17 protein-coding genes, 1 tRNA gene and 1 pseudogene are annotated in these 18862 nt (G+C 67.5%); 7 read left to right on the top strand and 12 right to left on the bottom strand.

Annotated features, from left to right (window positions below; genetic code table 11):
* Positions 1 to 22 precede the first annotated feature (22 nt).
* Positions 23 to 1714, bottom strand: coding sequence for a methyl-accepting chemotaxis protein (locus tag JOE48_RS08175; protein WP_210035645.1), 1692 nt, complete (start codon positions 1712 to 1714; stop codon positions 23 to 25).
* 566 nt (positions 1715 to 2280) lie between these two features.
* On the opposite strand from JOE48_RS08175, the gene upp reads away from it, so the two are divergent.
* Positions 2281 to 2916 carry a uracil phosphoribosyltransferase gene (gene upp / locus JOE48_RS08170; protein WP_210029115.1) on the top strand — a complete coding sequence of 212 codons (636 nt, stop codon included), beginning with the start codon at positions 2281 to 2283 and terminating at the stop codon, positions 2914 to 2916.
* Between the two features lie 47 nt (positions 2917 to 2963).
* Here upp and kaiC read toward each other — a convergent pair.
* A pseudogene (kaiC, locus tag JOE48_RS08165) lies at positions 2964 to 4136 on the bottom strand (circadian clock protein KaiC); the annotation flags it as partial.
* Between the two features lie 432 nt (positions 4137 to 4568).
* Here kaiC and JOE48_RS08160 point away from each other — a divergent pair.
* From JOE48_RS08160 to JOE48_RS08150, 3 genes are all read left to right on the top strand, one after another.
* Positions 4569 to 5810 (top strand): ABC transporter substrate-binding protein, encoded by a 1242-nt coding sequence (locus tag JOE48_RS08160; protein ID WP_210029114.1) that lies wholly within the window; start codon positions 4569 to 4571, stop codon positions 5808 to 5810.
* Positions 5811 to 5950: 140 nt separating this feature from the next.
* Positions 5951 to 6964, top strand: coding sequence for an NAD(P)H-quinone oxidoreductase (locus JOE48_RS08155; protein ID WP_210029112.1), 1014 nt, complete (start codon positions 5951 to 5953; stop codon positions 6962 to 6964).
* Positions 6965 to 7075: 111 nt separating this feature from the next.
* Positions 7076 to 7381, top strand: coding sequence for a hypothetical protein (locus JOE48_RS08150; protein WP_210029110.1), 306 nt, complete (start codon positions 7076 to 7078; stop codon positions 7379 to 7381).
* Between the two features lie 43 nt (positions 7382 to 7424).
* On the opposite strand, the gene JOE48_RS08145 is transcribed toward JOE48_RS08150, so the two are convergent.
* The 10 genes from JOE48_RS08145 to JOE48_RS08100 form a co-directional block, all read right to left on the bottom strand.
* Entirely contained in the window at positions 7425 to 8306 is an 882-nt protein-coding gene (locus tag JOE48_RS08145) for a 3-hydroxybutyryl-CoA dehydrogenase (protein ID WP_210029109.1), read from the bottom strand.
* Positions 8307 to 8489: 183 nt separating this feature from the next.
* The gene (locus JOE48_RS08140) at positions 8490 to 9443 is read right to left on the bottom strand and encodes an electron transfer flavoprotein subunit alpha/FixB family protein (protein WP_210029108.1); all 954 of its coding nucleotides are present in this window, start codon (positions 9441 to 9443) and stop codon (positions 8490 to 8492) included.
* A gap of 69 nt (positions 9444 to 9512) precedes the next feature.
* On the bottom strand, positions 9513 to 10262 hold the full coding sequence (locus JOE48_RS08135; protein WP_210035643.1) for an electron transfer flavoprotein subunit beta/FixA family protein: 750 nt from the start codon (positions 10260 to 10262) through the stop codon (positions 9513 to 9515).
* Between the two features lie 396 nt (positions 10263 to 10658).
* Positions 10659 to 11231 carry a cob(I)yrinic acid a,c-diamide adenosyltransferase gene (locus JOE48_RS08130; RefSeq protein WP_210029107.1) on the bottom strand — a complete coding sequence of 191 codons (573 nt, stop codon included), beginning with the start codon at positions 11229 to 11231 and terminating at the stop codon, positions 10659 to 10661.
* A gap of 13 nt (positions 11232 to 11244) precedes the next feature.
* The gene (locus tag JOE48_RS08125; protein WP_210029106.1) at positions 11245 to 11874 is read right to left on the bottom strand and encodes an acyloxyacyl hydrolase; all 630 of its coding nucleotides are present in this window, start codon (positions 11872 to 11874) and stop codon (positions 11245 to 11247) included.
* 227 nt (positions 11875 to 12101) lie between these two features.
* The gene (locus JOE48_RS08120; protein WP_210029104.1) at positions 12102 to 12287 is read right to left on the bottom strand and encodes a twin transmembrane helix small protein; all 186 of its coding nucleotides are present in this window, start codon (positions 12285 to 12287) and stop codon (positions 12102 to 12104) included.
* Between the two features lie 70 nt (positions 12288 to 12357).
* On the bottom strand, positions 12358 to 14988 hold the full coding sequence (locus tag JOE48_RS08115) for a TIGR02302 family protein (RefSeq protein WP_210029103.1): 2631 nt from the start codon (positions 14986 to 14988) through the stop codon (positions 12358 to 12360).
* 137 nt (positions 14989 to 15125) lie between these two features.
* Positions 15126 to 16334 carry a polyhydroxyalkanoate depolymerase gene (locus JOE48_RS08110; protein ID WP_210035641.1) on the bottom strand — a complete coding sequence of 403 codons (1209 nt, stop codon included), beginning with the start codon at positions 16332 to 16334 and terminating at the stop codon, positions 15126 to 15128.
* 287 nt (positions 16335 to 16621) lie between these two features.
* Positions 16622 to 16867 (bottom strand): hypothetical protein, encoded by a 246-nt coding sequence (locus JOE48_RS08105; protein WP_210029102.1) that lies wholly within the window; start codon positions 16865 to 16867, stop codon positions 16622 to 16624.
* A 142-nt stretch (positions 16868 to 17009) separates the two neighbouring features.
* Positions 17010 to 17219 carry a hypothetical protein gene (locus JOE48_RS08100; protein WP_210029101.1) on the bottom strand — a complete coding sequence of 70 codons (210 nt, stop codon included), beginning with the start codon at positions 17217 to 17219 and terminating at the stop codon, positions 17010 to 17012.
* A gap of 368 nt (positions 17220 to 17587) precedes the next feature.
* Between JOE48_RS08100 and JOE48_RS08095 the strand changes: the two genes are divergently transcribed.
* The 3 genes from JOE48_RS08095 to JOE48_RS08085 all read left to right on the top strand — a co-directional run bounded on the left by JOE48_RS08095 (position 17588) and on the right by JOE48_RS08085 (position 18603).
* A complete protein-coding gene (locus JOE48_RS08095) occupies positions 17588 to 18241 on the top strand; it encodes a Maf-like protein (RefSeq protein WP_210029100.1) in 654 nt (217 codons plus the stop codon).
* Positions 18238 to 18420 (top strand): DNA gyrase inhibitor YacG, encoded by a 183-nt coding sequence (locus tag JOE48_RS08090; protein WP_210029099.1) that lies wholly within the window; start codon positions 18238 to 18240, stop codon positions 18418 to 18420. The genes JOE48_RS08095 and JOE48_RS08090 overlap by 4 nt, the downstream gene beginning before the upstream one ends.
* Before the next feature lie 107 nt (positions 18421 to 18527).
* A tRNA-Phe gene (locus tag JOE48_RS08085) sits at positions 18528 to 18603 on the top strand.
* The last annotated feature ends 259 nt before the right edge of the window (positions 18604 to 18862 follow it).

Here is an 18862-nt window from a genome sequence, read left to right as displayed (position 1 = left end):
GCGTGGTCCGACAGCGAGCCGGTCAAGCGGCGCGGACCGTTTCGAGGAACCGGTCGACCTCGGTGGTCAGGTGCTCGGATTGCTCCGAGAGCCGGGACGCTTCGGCAAGCACCTGAGTCGCTGCGTGCCCGGTCTCTTCGGCCGCTTCCGCGACGCTCACGATGTTGTTCGTGACCTCACCGGTTCCAGCTGCCGCCTGGCCGACGTTCCGGACGATCTCCTGCGTCGCGGCGCCCTGCTCCTCCACCGCTGCCGCGATGGATGTAGCAACACCGTTGATCTCCCGAATCCGAGCCGTGGTCGCGCCGATCGCCGTGACCGCCTGTCCGGTCGAAGCCTGAACCTGTGCGATCTGGGCCGAGATCTCGTCAGTCGCCCGCGCCGTCTGTTCCGCGAGCGCCTTCACCTCCGAGGCCACCACTGCGAAGCTGCGGCCGGCCGCGCCGGCGCGCGCCGCCTCGATCGTCGCGTTCAGGGCCAGCAGGTTGGTCTGGCTCGCGATCGAGGCGATCATACCCGCGACGTCACCGATGCGCGCGACGGCTGCGCTGAGTTCCTGAACCAATGAGCCGGTCTGGTCGGCCTCGCCGACCGCGACTTGGGCGAGTTTGGCGGAACCATCGACCTGCCGACCGATCTCATGCACGGACGATCCCAGCTCCTCGGCAGCGGCAGCGACCGTGCTGACGTTGCTGGCCGCCTGCTCGGCTGCCGCGGCAACGGTCGTCGATTGGTCGGCGGTCCGGCGAGCCGTGGCCGTCATGATCTGCGCTGTGGCCTCCAGTTCGTTCGCCGAAGCGGAGACTTGACGGATGATGCCGCCGACCGCCCTGGCGAATTGGTCCGCGAGCTGACGCAGCCCGGCTTTGCGTTGCGCCTCGGCGGCGAGCCGGGCCGCGGCGGTCTCCTCCTCCAGCTTCCGGGTACGGATCAGGTTGTCCTTGAACACCTGAACGGCCGCGGCCATCGCGCCGATCTCGTTGCGGCGGGACTGGAAGGGCACCTCCGCCTCGGTATCGCCGGCTGCCAGGACCGACATGATGCGGGTCATCACTTGGATCGGTCGGGAGATCCGCACCAGGCCGAAGATCGCTGCGGCCAGGGCCGAGGCCATAGCAAGCGCGATTCCGACATAGGCGGTGGCGGTGGCGGTGCCGGCCCGCGTCATTGCGGTGTCGGCCTCGTGGGCGGCCGCTCGTTCGTTCAAGGAAACAAGCTGCGCGAGGGTCGCACGCGCCCCGTCGTATAGGGCGACGACGTCAGGATGCGTCAGAAGCGCTATCGCTTCGGTTTGCTGACCAGCCGCAACGAGGCGACGCACCTCGCTGTCCGTTCGTTCGAATTTCGCCCAGGACGCCGCGAAGGTCTCGTAGAGGCTCCGTTCCTCCGGGCTGCTAATCAGCGGCTCGTAGCTGCTCCTGGCTTCGCGCAGCTTGACGAAGGTTGCGGCGAGATTGCTCTCGTTGGCTGCGCGACGTTCCGCGGTGATCGACAGCAGGAGCAGCCGGTACTGCTTGATTCGCACTTCCGAGGCCGCGACCTCCACAGCGCTGATCGTTTCCAGGGAGGGCAGCCAATTGGTCGCGAGGGCCGTCGCCGACCCGCGAATAACGGCCAGTTCTCGGACAGAGAGTCCGCCCTGGATGGCCGAATTAAGCGCTAGACATCCGAAGAGGATTGCCAGTAACAATTTGAGAGATAAATTGATGGGCATGAAACGTTCGCTTATTTCAGAACCCGATTTTCGCATCAGGTCGATTTTTGGACTGAGTCTAATGTAGTTCGGAAATCGTGAACATCAAGATGACAAAAGAATCGTTATATATAGAGCCTTAAACTGGCTAATCCGTAAATATCTGTTCAAATATATCATCGCGTGGCAATATATTCAAAATATATATTGATGCTAATACATGACTTATAAATTTTTATGCCCATCTAAGGCGGCCAGCCGACATCTGTGTCTGGCTGAGGGTACAAGACAAACGGCGCTGACCCGACGCCAGCGCTCCCGCGGCCTCTTGCCGGCTCGTGCCAGGATCGAGCGGGTTGTGGGCGCCAGCCTCCCAATAGGCGGCTCCGGTCGCGCTCGGCGCGAGTCCGCGCCTCAGAGTTCGCGGCCGGATCCGGTCTGAAGGTCACAAGTGGCGGGTGCCTCGGTCGGAGAGGCTCCCGCGTTCGTCAGGTGGGTTGCCGTCGTGTTGCGTCCTCGCTCCGGAAGTTGCGCCCCGGCCGAGGGTCCGGCATTGCTCCGGCAGCCGCAGCGGAGGGGTTAAGGCGATGCCGACAGCTCGGGTCACGGTGGTTGATCACCCGCTCGTGCAGCACAAGCTCACATACCTGCGGGACAAGAAGCGCTCGACCAAGGGATTCCGCCAGCTGCTGAACGAGATCGGCATGCTCCTCGCCTACGAGGTCACGCGGGACCTTCCGCTCGAGCCGGTGACCATCGAGACGCCGCTTCAACCGATGGAGGGGCGGCAGATCCAGGGCAAGAAGCTGGTCCTGGCGCCGATTCTACGGGCAGGGGTCGGCTTCCTCGACGGCATGCTGTCGCTCGTCCCCTCGGCGCGGGTTGCCCATGTCGGGCTTTATCGGGACCCCGACACGCTGGAGGCGGTGGAGTACTACTTCAAAGCGCCGTCCGACCTCGCCGACCGGACCGTCCTGGTGCTCGACCCGATGCTGGCGACCGCGAACTCGGCCATTGCGGCCCTGGACCGGTTGAAAGCCCGGGGGGCGTCGGACCTGCGGTTCGTCTGCCTGCTGGCGGCGCCAGAGGGACTCGCCAAGCTCCAGGCCGCGCATCCTGACGTGCCGGTCTGGACTGCCGCCATCGACAGCCACCTGAACGATCACGGTTACATCGTGCCGGGCCTCGGCGACGCCGGCGACCGGATGTACGGGACGCGGTGAACGCCTGCAGACGCCGCCGCGGATGCCGCAATCCCTGTGCTGCGTATGATGACATAGAGCGTGCGCGTCCGTTCGCCGTTGGCTTCCATGTTCTGTAGCTTGACCCACGAATCCATCAGCGAGGACACGCCGAGGTCGTCCTCCTGGACGAGGGAACCGTCGCCGCCCAGGGTGGTGAACACGGCCGTGATGCCCCGGGTCTTGATCAGGTCGATCATCCGAAGGAGTGTCGCCTGTAACGCGCTCGCCGCGCCGGCAGGCCACATCGATGACGGAGGCCGTCAGCACGGTCTTGCCCGTCCCGGCCTCACCCGAGATCAAGATGCTGGAGCCGCGATAGAAGCCGCCCGGGCCGAGCATGGCATCCAGTCCGGCAAGGCCCGACGAGATGATCCCACCCGGCACCTCGTCGTCGCGTTCGGCCGACGTGACCGGCAGGACGCTGATGCCCGCCTGTTCGATCAGGTACGGGTATTCGTTGGTGCCATGGGCCGAACCGCGATATTAAACCACGCGGACGCGGCGTGTGGTGATCTGGTCCTCGACGCGATTGTCGAGAAGCACGACGCAATCTGAGACGTACTCTTCCAGCCCCTGCCGGGTGAGTTGCCTTTCGCCGCGCTCGCCCGTGATGATCGCCGTCAGGCCGCGATCCTTGATCCAGCCGAACAGGCGTCGCAACTCCGCGCGCAGCAGCGACAGGTCGGTGAAACCGGCAAACAGGGTCTCGATCGTGTGGAGCACGACGCGCCTGGCGCCGATGCTGTCCAGCGCGAAGCCGAGGCGGATGAACAGGCCGTCCAGGTCGTACTCGCCGGTCTCCTCGATTTCGCCGCGCTCGACGCGCACGTGGTCGATGGCGAGCCTGCCTGCGGCGACGAGTCCTTCGAGATTGTAGCCCAGTGACGCCATGTTGGCGGCCAGATCCTCCGCCCGTTCCTCGAAGCGCATGAACACGCCCGGCTCGTCGAACCGGGCCGCGCCGTCGACCTGGAACGTGGTGGCGAACAGGGTCTTGCCGCAGCCCGCAGCGCCGCAGATCGGGGACGGGCGCCCTGCCGGGAGGCCGCCATAGTCAGATCGTCGAACCCCTCGATGCCGGTCGGCGACTTGGCGAGCGCCGCGGGCGTGCTCGGGGCAGCGTTCAGGTCATTCACGATGATCGGAGTCCCGGACGTCTCTGTCGAGGGCAGACGCTCGAAACGGCCCCGCAGCGCCATCGCTCGGGCGGCTGGTTGAAACCCGAGGGGCGCAGCTCAGGAAGCGGGCCCTATGGGCCAAGATCACCTCGTATGCGGCATGGCAACGGGATCCCAAGCGAAACACGCGGTCGCTCCGAACCGACGGCTTCGATGCGGGCCGGATTGCCCCGGAATCGCGGCAGGCACGGCCCTCTGATGAAGCCGCCTGCGTCTCGCCGAGCCACTCGGCGCGACGCGGGGCTCGGATCCAAAGGTGCGGAATCTTCTCGCCAGCGGCGATCGAACGTTCCACGCTCGCCAGCGGCTTCACCCCGCTGAGCCCGGCGTTTCTCCAACATTCGCCTGCCATTGATCACAGCTGCACATTGTATTCATCCGCCGAGGTGTTGCACACTCCGCGCGTCAAGCCGATGCGGCGGCAAAAGCCGCACGGCGTGCAGGAGGAAATCCATGGCGATCGATCGGAGCGTTTCCCGCCGGGCCCTAGCCCTGCTTGCAGTGGCCGGGCTGGTGACCACGGAACCGGCGCGGGCCGCCGATCCGATCCGGATCGGGGTGATCGCCGAGGCGCAGTCTGTGGTCGGGGCCTCGATCCCGCAGGCCGTGCAACTCGCCGCCGACGAGATCAACGCCAAGGGCGGGATCGAGGGTCGTCAGATTCAGGTCGTTACCTACGACGACAAGTCGTCCGCCTCCGATGCGGTTCGCGCCTTCCAGCGGGCGGTCTCCGAGGACAAGGTCAACCTCGTCATCGCCAGCTACATCTCCGAGGTGGTGCTGGCGCTGATGCCCTGGGCGGCGCGGTTGAAGACGCCGATGATCACGCCGGGCGCGGCCTCCAACGAGATCAGCCTCGCGGTCCACAAGGATTACGCGCGCAACAAGTACACCTTCCACGGATATTTGACTTCGGCGGCCCTTGCTCAGTCGATCTGTGATTCGACCAAGGACATGCTGATTGACCTGATGAAGGTGAAGACGGCCGCGATCATGAGCGAGGATGCGGCCTGGACGCGGCCGCTCGATGTCGGCTACGAGAAATGCTTGCCCGAGATCGGCGTGAAGGTCGTCGATCACATTCGCTTCTCGCCGGACACCGGCGATTTCACGCCGATCTACAACAAGATCGAGGCGGCCAAGCCGGACCTGATCGTCACCGGCATCTCGCATGTCGGGGTGCAGCCGACCGTGCAGTGGCAGAACCAGCAAGTGCCGCTGGCCATGACCGGCATGAACTCGCAGGCGACCTCCTCGACCTTCTGGGCCAACACCAACGGCGCCACCCAGGGCGTGATCTTCCAGAGCATCGCCGTGCCAGGGGCGGCGATCACCGACAAGTCGCTGGCGTTCAGCGACGCGTTCAAGAAGCGCTTCGGCAGCGATCCGTCCTATGCCGGCTACATGGCTTACGATCAGGTCTACTACGCAGCCGACGCCGTGAAGCGCGCGGGTACCACGGAGGCTGACAAGCTCGTCGAGGCCCTGGAGACAACCGACTGGGTCGGCACCGTCGGGCGGACACAGTTCTACGGCAAGGACGACCCGTTCACCCACTCGATCCGATACGGCCAGGGCTTCATCACCGGTCTGATCGCGCAGTGGCAGGACGGCAAGCAGGTGGCGATCTGGCCGAAGAGCCTCGCGCAGGGACAGATCGTGATCCCTGCCGCCGTGAAGGCCGCGGCGCGTTAGGGCGGTGTCCCGGGGCGGAGCCGGTCGGCTCCGCCGCTTGCCAAACGCAGTCCTTGCCAAGCGCGGTCGTTGCCGCAACTAGAGCCGCAGCGCGGTGCCGTTGACCCGGCCCGAGACCCCGCGCCGGAGAGGATCCATCGATGGCCAGCCCTGACCTGCCCGACACCATGCGCCAGATCCGCTTCACGGGTTCCGGCGGTCCGGAGGTGATCGCCGTCGAAACCGCCCCGGTGCCGCGCCCGGGCGCGGGCCAGGTGCTGATCGAGATCGTCGCCGCCGGGGTGAACCGGCCCGACGTTGCCCAGCGGTCCGGAGCCTACCCGCCGCCTCCGGGCGCGACCGAGATCCCCGGCCTTGAAGTCGCCGGCCGGGTGATCGCCCTCGGGGAGGGCGTTACCGGCCTGGCACCGGGCGATGAAGTCTGCGCCCTCGTCATCAGCGGCGGCTATGCGGAATTTGCGGTGGCGGAAGCCGGCCACTGCCTGCCGCGGCCGAAGGCGGTCTCGCTCGTCGATTCCGGCGGCCTGCCGGAGACCTTCTTCACAGTGTACTCGAACGTCGTGCAGCGCGGTCGCCTCGCCCGGGGCGAGAGTTTCCTGGTCCACGGCGGATCGAGCGGCATCGGTGCCACCGCGATTCAGATCGCCAAGTATGTCGGTGCCCGGGTCTTCGCCACCGCCGGCTCGGCGGAGAAGTGCCGGTTCTGCGAGGAACTCGGGGCGGATGCCGCCATCGACTACAAGCAGACGGACTTCGCCGAGGAGGTGAAGCGCCTGACCGACGGGCGCGGCGTCGACGTCATCCTCGATATGATCGGCGCCAGCTATCTGCCGCGGAACCTGAAATCCCTCGCGCCGGACGGACGCTTGGTGATGATCGCTCTCATGGGCGGCTACAAGGTCGACGGCCTGAACATCACGCCGATCATGCGCAATCGCCTGACCTTCACCGGCTCGACCCTGCGCCCACGCCCCAAGGCCGACAAGGCCGCCATCGCCGAAGGCCTGCGCAAGGACGTCTGGCCGGAACTCGATGCTGGCCGCATTCGCTCCGTCACGCACGCGACCTTCCCACTCGAACAGGCCCGGCAGGCGCATGAGCTGATGGAATCGAGCGCGCATCTCGGCAAGATCCTGCTGACGACCGGCCGCTGACGGCCCGAGCGCAGGAACCCGCCTCGTCGGCGCCGCGTTGGCGGCCGGTAACGGAAACGTGTCGCAGACCGCCGTCCGGCGAGTTGCGTCCTGCCGACGAGGATTGTGTACATGGTCGAGGAACTGAACCAGCAGGAGAGCCGGCAGGGTGAGCGCGGCAAGTCCGTGCTGTGGGTGCTCGTGGCGAGCCTCGTCCTCCTGGCGATCGCCACGGTGGGGCTGCTGACTTGGAACGGCGCGAACTCGCCCAAGGATTACGCCAGCCAGAGCCAGGATGCGTCGCGGCGTGAGGTGACCGGCTCGGTCAACGGTCAGTCGAACGGCGCGTCGCCGTCGAACAGCACCGGGGTTCCGGGCGGAAATCCGTCATATCCGCAGCCGGCCCAGCCGAACGCCAATGGTGGAGCGGCAAAGTAAGGCTTGATTCCGGGGCGGCGCGCGCGCCGCCTCACCGCGGCTTTCAGCGGGTCGGGATCGGCGTCGGGCCGCGGTAATCGTAGAAGCCGCGCTTGGCCTTGCGGCCGAGCCAGCCGGCCTCGACGTACTTCACCAGGAGCGGGCAGGGGCGATACTTCGAATCCGCCAACCCCTCGTAGAGCACCTGCATCACCGACAGGCAGGTATCGAGGCCGATGAAATCCGCGAGCTGTAGCGGGCCCATCGGGTGGTTGGCACCGAGCTTCATGGCCGTGTCGATCGACTCCACCGACCCGACGCCCTCATAGAGCGTGTAGATGGCCTCGTTGATCATCGGCAGGAGGATGCGGTTGACGATGAAGGCCGGAAAATCCTCCGACATGGTCGAGGTCTTGCCGAGCTTGGCGATGAAGACCTTCGCCGCCTCGTAGGTCGTATCCTCGGTGGCGATGCCGCGGATCAGCTCGACGAGCTGCATCACCGGAACCGGGTTCATGAAGTGGATCCCGATAAACTTCTCGGGCCGGTCGGTGGCTGCGGCCAGGCGGGTGATCGAGATGGATGAGGTGTTGGTCGCGACCAGCGTCTCCGGCCGCAGCGACGAACACAGCGTGCTGAAGATCTCGCGCTTGGTGGCCTCGTTCTCGGTCGCGGCCTCAATCACCAGATCGCAGGGGCCCAGCGCATCGAAATCCCGCGCCGGATGGATCCGCGCCCGCGCCTCGCGGCTGTCATCCTCCGAAAGGCTGCCCTTTGAGACGAGCCGGTTGAGGCTGCCCTCGATGACGCCGAGGCCGTTCTCAAGGCGGTTCGGATCGCGGTCGTTCAGCAGGACGTCGAGACCGGCGGCGGCGCAGACCTGCGCGATGCCGCTGCCCATCTGGCCCGCGCCGATGATGCCGACCCGCTTGATCTCCATGTCCATCTGCCGACCTGTGCCTCTAATGCGGATGCCGATGCACGGCCGCCTGTTCAGCGAACTGCGCCGACGCGGCGGCGAGCTCCCGCTATCGCTGTCTTCTAGACCAATCACCGGCGCGGATGAAACCCGCGACGTCGCCCGCTGCGACAATGCCGATGCAGCGTCGACGACGCGAAAACCCCGCCGCTACTGGCCCTTTGCCTTGCCGATCTCGGATTGCAGCTCCGGAACAACCTGGAAGAGGTCGCCGACGAGGCCGTAATCCGCCACCTGGAAAATCGGCGCGTCCTCGTCCTTGTTGATCGCGACGATGACCTTCGAGTCCTTCATCCCGGCGAGATGCTGGATCGCCCCGGAGATGCCGACCGCGACGTAGAGGTCCGGCGCCACAACCTTGCCGGTCTGGCCGACTTGCCAGTCGTTCGGGGCGTAGCCCGCGTCGACCGCGGCGCGCGAGGCGCCGACCGCCGCCCCGAGCGTGTCCGCCAGCGGCTCGATCAGCTCGTGGAACTTCTCCGACGAACCGAGGGAGCGCCCGCCGGACACGATGATCCGGGCCGAGGCCAGCTCCGGCCGGTCCGATTTGGCGATCTCCTCACTCTTGAAGGTCGAGCCGCCCGCGTCGGGCGCGTTCGCCGAGACCGCCTCCACGGGAGCAGCGGCGCCCCCCTCTTCCGCGGCCTTGAACGCCGCAGTCCGGACGGTGATCACGGTCTTGCCGCCGGGCGTCTGCACGGTCTGGATGGCGTTGCCGGCGTAGATCGGCCGCTCGAACGTGTCGGGCGAGACAACCTTGATGATGTCCGAGATCTGCGCGACGTCGAGCAGGGCGGCCACCCGCGGCAGCACGTTCTTGCCGGTGGTGGAGGCCGACGCGATGATCACCTCATAGGGGCCGGCGATCGAGGCGATCAGCGACCCGACGGGCTCGGCGAGATCGTGGTCGTAGGCGCCGTCCTCGGCGACCAAAACCTTCTCCACGCATTCGAGCTTGGCCGCCGCCTCGGCCACGGCCTTCGCGGCGCTGCCGAGCACGAGGGCGTGAATCGGCGCGCCGATCTGCTTGGCGGCGGTGAGCGCCTTGAGCGTTCCGTCCTTGATCTGTCCGTTGCCGTGCTCGACGAAGAGGAGTGTCGTCATGGTCGCCAGAGAGCCTTCGTGTGGGGTGGCGCGAAACTCGACCGGCGGCCGGGAGCCCCGCGATGCGAATCAGATGACGCCGGCTTCGACCTTGAGCTTCTGAACGAGCTCGGCCGCAGAGCCGACTTTGACGCCCGCGGAGCGGCCGGGCGGCTCGGCGGTCTTCAGCACCTTGAGCTTCGGGGTCACGTCGACGCCGAGGGCGTCGGGCGCCAGCTCCTCGAGGGGCTTCTTCTTGGCCTTCATGATGTTCGGCAGCGACGCGTAGCGCGGCTCGTTGAGGCGCAGGTCCGTGGTGACGATGGCCGGCAGCCTGAGGCTCACCGTCTGAAGGCCGCCATCGACCTCGCGGGTCACGTCGAGACTGCCGTCGCCCGCCTCGATCTTGTACGCGAAGGTGCCCTGCGGCCAGCCGAGCAGCGCGCCGAGCATCTGGCCGGTCTGGTTCGAGTCGTCGTCGATCGCCTGCTTGCCCAGGATCACCAGCTCCGGGCTCTCCTTCTCGACCACGGCCTTCAGGAGCTTGGCCACCGCGAGCGGCTCGCAATTGACGTCGGTCTTCACCAGGATGGCGCGGTCGGCCCCCATCGCCAGCGCAGTGCGCAGCGTCTCCTGGGCCTGCTGCGGGCCGATCGAGACCGCCACGATCTCGGTGACCGTGCCCTTCTCCTTCAGGCGGATCGCCTCCTCGACGGCGATCTCGTCGAAGGGGTTCATCGACATCTTCACGTTGGCGAGCTCGACCCCGGAGCCGTCGGCTTTCACGCGGATCTTGACGTTGTAGTCCACCACCCGCTTGACGGGCACCAGCACCTTCATGGCGGTCACGATCCTTCCCCGGAGGATTCTTTTCGTCGTGCAGGCCTCGCCAACCGGCGCCATGAGCGCGGCGTGGCGAGGGCACGCAAAGCGCGCGGACCGTAACGGCCACATTTCGGCCTTGTCAACGCGGCGCGGCGGCGGCCCCGGGGGTGCCGAGCTTGGACAGCCGGAACCGCGCGGCGCCCGGGACCCACGATCGCGTCATTCGGTTGGTCGAGGGGAGGACGCGGAATCGATCGGGGTCCGCGTGTCCGGCTGAGGGCCGTCGGCGGCTCCGGATCCAGGGATTGCCTTCGGCGTCCCGGAGCGACGGCGCGCGTGCTTAGAGCCGACGGGGTCGGCCGATCCTGACCGGTTCAGCCCGGTGAGGGACCTTGAAGCGCGAAAGCGCGATCAGCGGTTGGCGCCGGGCACCCACAGGACATCGTCCGCACCGTCGGAATTGGCCCCGCGACTTGCCACAAACAGGAAGTCCGAGAGCCGGTTCAGATAGCGCAGCGCTTCGGGCGAGACGGTCTCGTCCGCGCGGTCAGCGAGGCCCACGGCGAGGCGCTCGGCCCGTCGACACACGGTGCGGGCGAGGTGCAATGCGGCGGCGGCCGCCGAACCGCCCGGCAGGACGAAGGATTTCAGCGGCGGGATCGCTGCGTTGAGGGCGTCGATATCGCGCTCCAGGCGCTCGACCTGGCTCGTGACGATCCGCAGCGGCTCGTAGGGGAGGGGCTCCGGACTCGGCGGCGTGGCGAGGTCGGCGCCGAGATCGAACAGGTCGTTCTGGATCGCCCCCAGCATGGCGTCGAGGGGCCCCTGCGTGTGCAGGCGCGCCATCCCGATGCAGGCATTGGTCTCGTCGACGGTGCCGTATGTCTCGATACGCAGGTCCGCCTTTGAGCGGCGCTGCCCATCCGCCAGGGCTGTCGTGCCCTTGTCTCCGGTGCGCGTGTAGATGCGGTTGAGCTTGACCAAGGAGTCTGGCGCCTCAGAACGTGTAGCCGATTTTGCCGCCGAAATTGGTCAGCCCGCGATTGTTCGCGCACAGGCCGGCATTCGACATGTGCTCGACGGTGGCCATGATGCTCCAGTGCTCGGTCAGGCGATAGCCCAGAGCCGCGGCCTCGCGAAACATGGGCGAGCAGCCGAGCGTATTGAAACCGTAGGGCGTCTGCGCCTTCGGACCGGTCCAGCCGTTATGGGCAACGCCGCCGAAGAAGCCGTCGAGGAAGATGCGGCGGTTGAACGTCTCGGGGAAGATCTCGAGCGTCCAGGTGGCGCCGAGATAGGCGTAGCTGGTTCGGCCGCCCGTGTTGTAGCTGCCGCCCACCGTCGGCCGCGGCACGAAGGCCTGCCAGAATGGATCGGCGCTGATCTGCGGCTTGGCGAACAGGATCTCGCCGTTGACGTTCGCCTTGCTGAAGCCCGGGAGCTTGCCCTCGGCACTGCCGGGATCCTGCACCGCGCCGCCGATCCGGACCTCCGACACGATGCTCAGCGGCTGAGCCGGTGCCGCGTATGCCGCGGGGAGCGATCGCGGCAGGTCGGCGGCCGAAGCGGGCAGGATCGCCGCACCGGTCATGAGGCCGATCAAACAGTGACGGGAAGGGGCAATCATGCGGTCTCGGCCGGGTAGGCTTGGCGGTTTGCTCCACCGAACCTAGCAGAGGCCTGCGTGCTCAGGCGCCGAATTCATCCGTCGCCTGCGCGAAACCCGCGATGTGCGGCGGCGTGGTCACACCCATGCGTTGCCGGCCCCAGGCGCGCCCTGCGAGCTTGGGCTCACCTTCGACGCCTTGAGCGACGGTGCGGGGGGACGGACGGGAATCGATCGAGCCGAGCCGTTCAGGCGGAGCGCAGCCAGACCACGCCCATGATGACCAGAATGGCCACGAATTGCAGCAGCACGCGCAGGCGCATCAGCTTCTGCGAGAGGTTGGCGCTGCCGCCTCGCATCATGTTGGCCAGGCCGAGGAACAGCACCACCGCGACGGCGAGGCACGCAAGAAGGACGAGGGTGTTCGACGACATGCTGACGGGGATCCGGGCCGGATGCAGGGCCGCCGACCGGCCCCGCGACGCTGGTTGAAATGAGGGAGGTTCAGTTGCGGCGGAGCAGCCGCTCGAAATAGTCGAGTTCCTCGCGCGGCCGGGTCGGGTCGCCGAGCTTGCGCCGCAGCTCTTCCATGATCCGTCGCGCTCGCTGGACGGCCGATTCATCGGCTGTCGGCACGCGCACCCGGCCGTCGCTCATGTCGCGTCCGCGCGTGGGGCGGCCGAGCGGGTCGTCGTCGCGCGCGCCGGCCTGCCCCTGCTGCCCGGGCTGCTGGCCGCCATCCTGCTGACCCTCGCCCTGGCCTTCGGCCATGTCCTGCATCTGCTGCGCCATGCCCTCGGCGCCGCGCTTCAAGCCGTCGAGAGCGCGACCCTGGGCATCGACCGCCTCACCGGAATCGCCCTGCTTCAGGGCGTTCTCGGCCTCGCGCATGGCGTCCTCGGCGTCGGAGAGACCCTGCTCGCCGCGCATGCCGTTCTCCTTCATGCGCTTTTCAAGATCCTCGAGGCGCTGGCGGAGGGCCTGCTGACGCTCACCGACATTGCCCTGCTGGCCCTGTCCCTGCTGGCCCTGTTGACCTTGGCCCTGCTGACCTTGTTGCCCCTGCTGTTTCTGACCTTGCTGGCCCTGGCTGCCCTGCTGTCCGCGCTGGCCCTGCTGCTGTCCGCGGTCCTGCTGCCGCTGTCCGCTGCGCGGCTGCTGACCATCCTTGAAGGTGTCGTCGCGCAGGCCCTGCTGCTCCTTGGCCATGTCGTCGAGATCGCGCATCTGCTTCTGCATCTCGCGCGAGGCCTGATCCGAGCGGCTGCCGCGCTCGGCGGTCTGGAGGTTCTCCAGGATGTTGCGCAGCTGTTCCATGAGCCGCTGGGCCTCGGCGGTGTCGCCGCGCTTCATGGCCTCGGCCATGTCCTGGATCATCTTGTCGAGGTCCTGGGGCGTCACGGTCTTGGATTGCGGGTTGCTCTGCCCGCGGTCGCTCTGATCGCGATTCTCGCGGCCCTGCTTCTGGGCCATCTCGGACAGGAACTTGTCGAGCGCCTGTTTCAGGTCCTGGGTCAGGCGCTTGATCTCGTCGTCGGGCGCGTTGCGCTCGATCGCATCCTTGAGCCGATCCTGGGCCTGACGGAGCTGCTTCTCGGCGTCGGACAGGTCCCCGTCCTCGATCTTGAGCGCCATCTCCCAGAGCAGGTCGGCGACATCGACCAGATCGGTGTCGGAGCGCGCGCGGCGCAGGCGCTCGGTCGCCGTCCGCAGGCCGAGGAAGATCGCGGGCTGCGGCGTGAACGTGTCGGGGGCAACGAGGAGTGCGTCCAGGGCGCTCTGGACCCAGCGGCGGTCGGTCTCAGGCGCCGTGACCAGGCGACGCCGCTCTTCGGCGAGCGCCCGCGCGAGCGGGTCGCGGAATGGCCGCGCCGGCAGGGTGATCTCGGTGTCGGGGGTCTTGCCCTCCTGGCCCGCCTCGTCCTTGACCACAATGTGATAGCGCACCCGCGCTCCCGACCACGGGCTGTCGGTCAGGTCGACCAGGGTCTTGGTCTCGGAATCGCCGCTGGCATCGGCGGGCAGGGCGAGACCGATATGCGGCAGCGGGACCAGCGAGCGGCCGGATTTCAGCGGCGCGATCACCGCCTCGGCGGCGCTGATCCCGTAATCGTCCTTGGCTTTGTAGGTGAGGTTGAAGGTGCCGCGCCCGTTGACCTCGGGGCCGCCGACGGCGGTCACCTCCGGTGGCCGATCGGGGATCGCGTCGACCGTCAGGCGCTGGCGGCCGGCCGGCGTGGCGATCACAAGCTCCGCGCCGCCGACAATGCGATAGCGCTCCTCGCGCAGATCGGGACGCGCCTCCTGGCCCGGGATTGTGATGAGGCCCGCATTCGGTGTCAGGGTCGTGTCGGCCGCCGCCTTGCCCTGGCCGGCAATCCGCACGATCAGCTGCGCATTGACCGGCGCCCGCAGGTGCTGGTCCGTGCCGTCCATGGCGATCAGCAACGGCGGCAGTCGGGTGTAGATCGGCGGATCGATCCAGCCGTCAACGCGGAAATTCGGACCCGGCGCGGCCGGTTCCTGCCAGTCGAAGGCCGCGCCGATGCGCTCGCGCCACTCGGGGCCGGCGGCGAACAGGCTGGCGATGGCCGCGACCGTCAGGCCGGCCCGGAGCGCGAACGGATCGCGCCGGGTCATGCCCGGGCGGGGCAGGCCGACGCGCAGGGCCGCCACGGCCTGCGCGGCGCGGCGCTGGTGCAGGGCCCAGAGGGCCTGGCTGCCCGCATCCGCGGCGCCCACCGCCAGGCTGTCCTGGGCCGCCGAGGCCGGGCCGTGCCTCAGGGCCGGATCGCGGGCGGCCGCTTCGCGGTCAAGCCGGGCGAGGGCCGCGCGCCGGCCCGGCCGGCCCAGATGGGCCAGGGGCAAAAGCGCGCCGACGAGAAGCATGGCGAGGATCCCGAGGCCGATCTGGCGCCAGAGCGGGGTCACATCGAGCCACAGACCCGACCACGACAGGATCAGGAAGAGGAGACCGACGCCCAGCCCGCGCCAGAGCACCGGCCACGCCTGCTCCCACACGGCGGCCGCCCGTGCCTGCGCGACGAGCCTGTCGAGCCGCGCGTTGGCGGTCGTGCGGCCCGGCTCGGGTCCGTTCCTGCCGGTCTTGCTGCCGAAGCCGTCCCTGTCGATCACGCCGACCGTTCCGCCTCACGCCAAAGGATGGGCCGGGGGCTGCCGGATGGATCCGGACCCCGATCGCCTGAGGCTATCATGGTGGGCTGCGGCGGTCGGCGGGTCAAATCCGCGCGACAGGGCGCCTGCCCGGGCCCTCAGTTGTGCGCCTGGATGAAGTTGCGCACCTGCGGGTAGATCTGCGAATCCCATCGCCGGCCCGCGAAGACGCCGTAATGGCCGACGCCGGCCTGGAGATGGTGGGAGCGCATATAGGGCGGCAGGTCGGTGCACAGATCGTGGGCCGCCATCGTCTGGCCGACGGCGCAGATGTCGTCCCGCTCACCCTCGACGGTCATCAGGGCCGTCCGGCGGATCGCCCGCAGGTCGATCGGTGCGCCGCGATAGGTCGCCTCGTTCTTGGCGAGGGTGTAATCCTGGAACACCGTCTTGACCGTCTCCAGGTAGAACTCGGCCGCGAGGTCCAGCACGGCGAAATACTCGTCGTAGAAGCTCTCGATCGCCTCGGCCTTAGCGGCCTCGCCCTTGGCCATGTGCCAGAACAGGTCGGTATGGCCCTGGACGTGGCGCTTCGCATTCATCGCCATGAAGGCGGAGACCTGGACGAAACCCGGATAAACCTTGCGGCCCGCCCCCTTGTGCCGCCTGGGCACCGTCGCGATCAGATTCTGTTCGAACCATGCGATCGGCTTCGAGGTCGCGAGCTCGTTCACCCCGGTCGGGTTGACCCGGCAATCCACTGGCCCGGCCATCAGGGTCATGCTGCGCGGGGCGGCCGGGTCCTTCGCCTGGGCCATCGCGGCGGCCGCCACCAGGGCCTGAACCGCCGGCTGACACACCGCGACCATGTGCGAGCCCTCGCCCATCGTCTGCAGGAACTGGATCAGGTGCCCGACATAATCGTCGAACCCGAACCGGCCCTCCGAGAGCGGCACGTCTCGGGCATTGTGCCAATCCGTGATGTAGACGTCGTGATCCGGAAGCATCGTGCGCACGGTGGCGCGCAGCAGCGTCGCGAAATGCCCGGACATCGGCGCCACCATCAGCACCTTTGGCTGCTCGGTGTGGATGTCCTTCTTGAAGTGCAGCAGGGTCCCGAACGGCGTCACGGCGACCGGCTCCTCGGCGACCGGGACGCTGCGGTTGCCGACCATCACGCTGTCGATCCCGTAAGCGGGCCGGGCGAAGGTCAGGCCGGCGCGCATCATCATCCGGGCGCCCGCGGACATCCACGAGACCGGCTCGCCGAGGCCGGCCCAGGGTGACCACATCGTGTCCAGCACCTGACCCCACGCGCGGGTTTGCGCAGCGAGATCGGTCTGCAGGTCGAACGCATCGTACAGCATCGGGCGGGCACTCGCAGGAGCCCCGCCCGGCGCGCGGGCGATCTGGGCGGCAACGTGGTTGATGCCGGGATTAATCTGCATCAGCATGGCCGTGCAGGATGGTTCTCGCGGCTAAGCGCGGCAACTGCCCGAGAGGGGGAGGGCGACAAGAATCATACGGACGTGGCTTTGATGCACCAATCCGTTCTCCTGCCGCCCCTACCACGGAGGCGGGATCGGTCATCGCGCCGCGCATGGGCCAGCCGCGACGGAGAGTCTGAGGGCCGGAGCCGGACGCGGCGACGGCACTACGATGCCCTGCGGATCACCGCGCCGGTCCCCTTGTCGGTGTGCCGGTGCTCGCAGGCGATCTTGAGGTAGCGGTCGCTGCCGCCGGGCAGACCGGCCTGCGCCGCCATGGTCTGCGCGTGCATCAGGCATTCCATCGGCGTGTGCGCCGGAGCCACAATGACATCGAGTGCGGTATCGCGGGAGCAATCCTGTGCGAGCAGCGTGCCGGCACAGACCAGGGCAACGGAGAGCAATTCCGACATGACGGACCTCGGCTTCGAGCGATCGAAAGGTCCGCGGGGTGCTCTGGCGTGAGAGCCGCCGCGTTGTCGTTGCCTGGGTGCTTCCTCCGCTTGTCGATACTCTCAAGCACGGCTTGTGCCAGTCGTCGGCCTTGATTGCGGCTCAGTCCCGTGCGGGCAGCCAGAGCGTCTCCGGCTCGCCCGCCGGCAGAAGCGCTGCGACGGCGTCGAGATCGACGACATACTGGTCGGTGAGCATCTGCCACATCTCGACGGGCGAGTTCGCGTTCGGTCGCAAGCCGTCGAGGGCGCGCGCCAGGGTGGCGAGGTTCACGAGTTTCGGGCGCTGCAGGAGCGGATCAGCGTTCAACATCGGGTCCGGTCTTTTTCCGACACCGGCATCGTCGAGCGTCCATGGTTAACATCCAGTTACGGCCGATCCCGAGCTTTTGGATGTGTCTGAAAAATCTTCCATTTGTGATTGATGTCTTCATTGGCACAGCCGCCGAGCGCACTCCAGACAGCGGCGTGACTGTCTTCGTCTGTTTCGGTCGTGATTGTCTCGCCGAATTCCGACGTTGCGCGACCCGGCGGGGTAGCGGCCCACGGGAAGCGGGCATCTCGGTTCACAAGCCCGACCCCATCCCTTATCACGCAGGCGACTGAGGCGATCCCGAGCGATGAGGACGCCGCCTGGCCGGCGCCGCTGGCGCACCCGGCCGATTGTGCGAACGGAACACTATGGACGCCACACCAGAAGCGATCGGTGCGACGCAGGGGCCGACGGCCCGGCTCGTGCTGGCCTCCGCGTCGCCGCGCCGCCTCGCGCTCTTGCAGCAGATCGGCATCGAGCCGGATGCGCTGCTGCCCGCCGAGATCGATGAGACACCGCGCAAGGCTGAACCGCCCCGTGAGCTCGCGCGCCGGCTCGCCCGGACCAAGCTGGCTACCGCCGAGGCTGCGCTCCATCTCGGCGACGCGACGATGCCGACATGGCTCTTGTCCGCCGACACCGTTGTCGCAGTCGGGCGTCGGGTTCTGCCGAAGGCGGAGGTGCCGGATGAAGCGGCCGATTGCCTGCGCCTCCTCTCAGGCCGCCAGCATCGGGTCTTCACAGCGATCTGCGTGCTCTCGCCGGGCGGGCGGCGCGAGCGGATCGTCGAGACCCGCGTGCGCTTCAAGCGCCTGTCGGGACGGGACATCCAGGGCTACGTCGCCTCGGGCGAGTGGCGCGGAAAGGCCGGCGGCTACGCGATTCAGGGCCTTGCCGGCGCTTTCGTGGTGAAGCTCGTCGGCTCCTACAGCGCCGTGGTCGGATTGCCGCTCTATGAGACGATCAGCCTGCTCGAGGGCGAAGGCTATCCCGTCCGTGCCGGCTGGGGCGGCCTCGCGTGAGCCGGGAGACGCGGGAGGCTTGCCCGATCTGCCGACGGCCGGCCGCTTCGGACTACAGGCCGTTCTGCTCCCAACGCTGTGCCGATGTCGATCTCGGGCGCTGGCTCAACGAGCGCTACGCGATCCCGGAGGAGCTCGACTCGGACGAGCCCCCGCCTGAGCCGGATCCGGAGCACTGACATTTTTTCCGGCCTTTCCGTCACGCCGGTGTCACGGCAAGGCTGGACAGGCCGTCCGGCACTGATTATACCCCGCGGCGTCCGAGGCCGAGACCGGCGCGGACGACGCCCAGGTAGCTCAGTTGGTAGAGCATGCGACTGAAAATCGCAGTGTCGGTGGTTCGATTCCGCCCCTGGGCACCATCAACTTTCTGAATATCTACAGAGACTTGGCGAGATCGGCTTGTTCGCTTGCGCGCCGGTGTGATCAGCTCTGTTGCAGCAAGCAGTCCGATCGGTGACCGCGAAGCTGCTGGTTCTGGCTCGCTGCCGTCGCAGCTGTACCTGATGGGCCCTGATCCTAGAGACAGTCTGAAGGCGGACGGCGTTGCGGCCGCCCGCGGCAACCGCTGTCCGGAACGCATCGCGCAGATCGATGCGTGAGCCGTCGATCGGACAGGCC

It is taken from the genome of Methylobacterium sp. PvR107, assembly GCF_017833295.1.
Taxonomy (GTDB): Bacteria; Pseudomonadota; Alphaproteobacteria; order Rhizobiales; family Beijerinckiaceae; genus Methylobacterium.
This window is presented reverse-complemented; position numbering and strand designations above follow the sequence as displayed.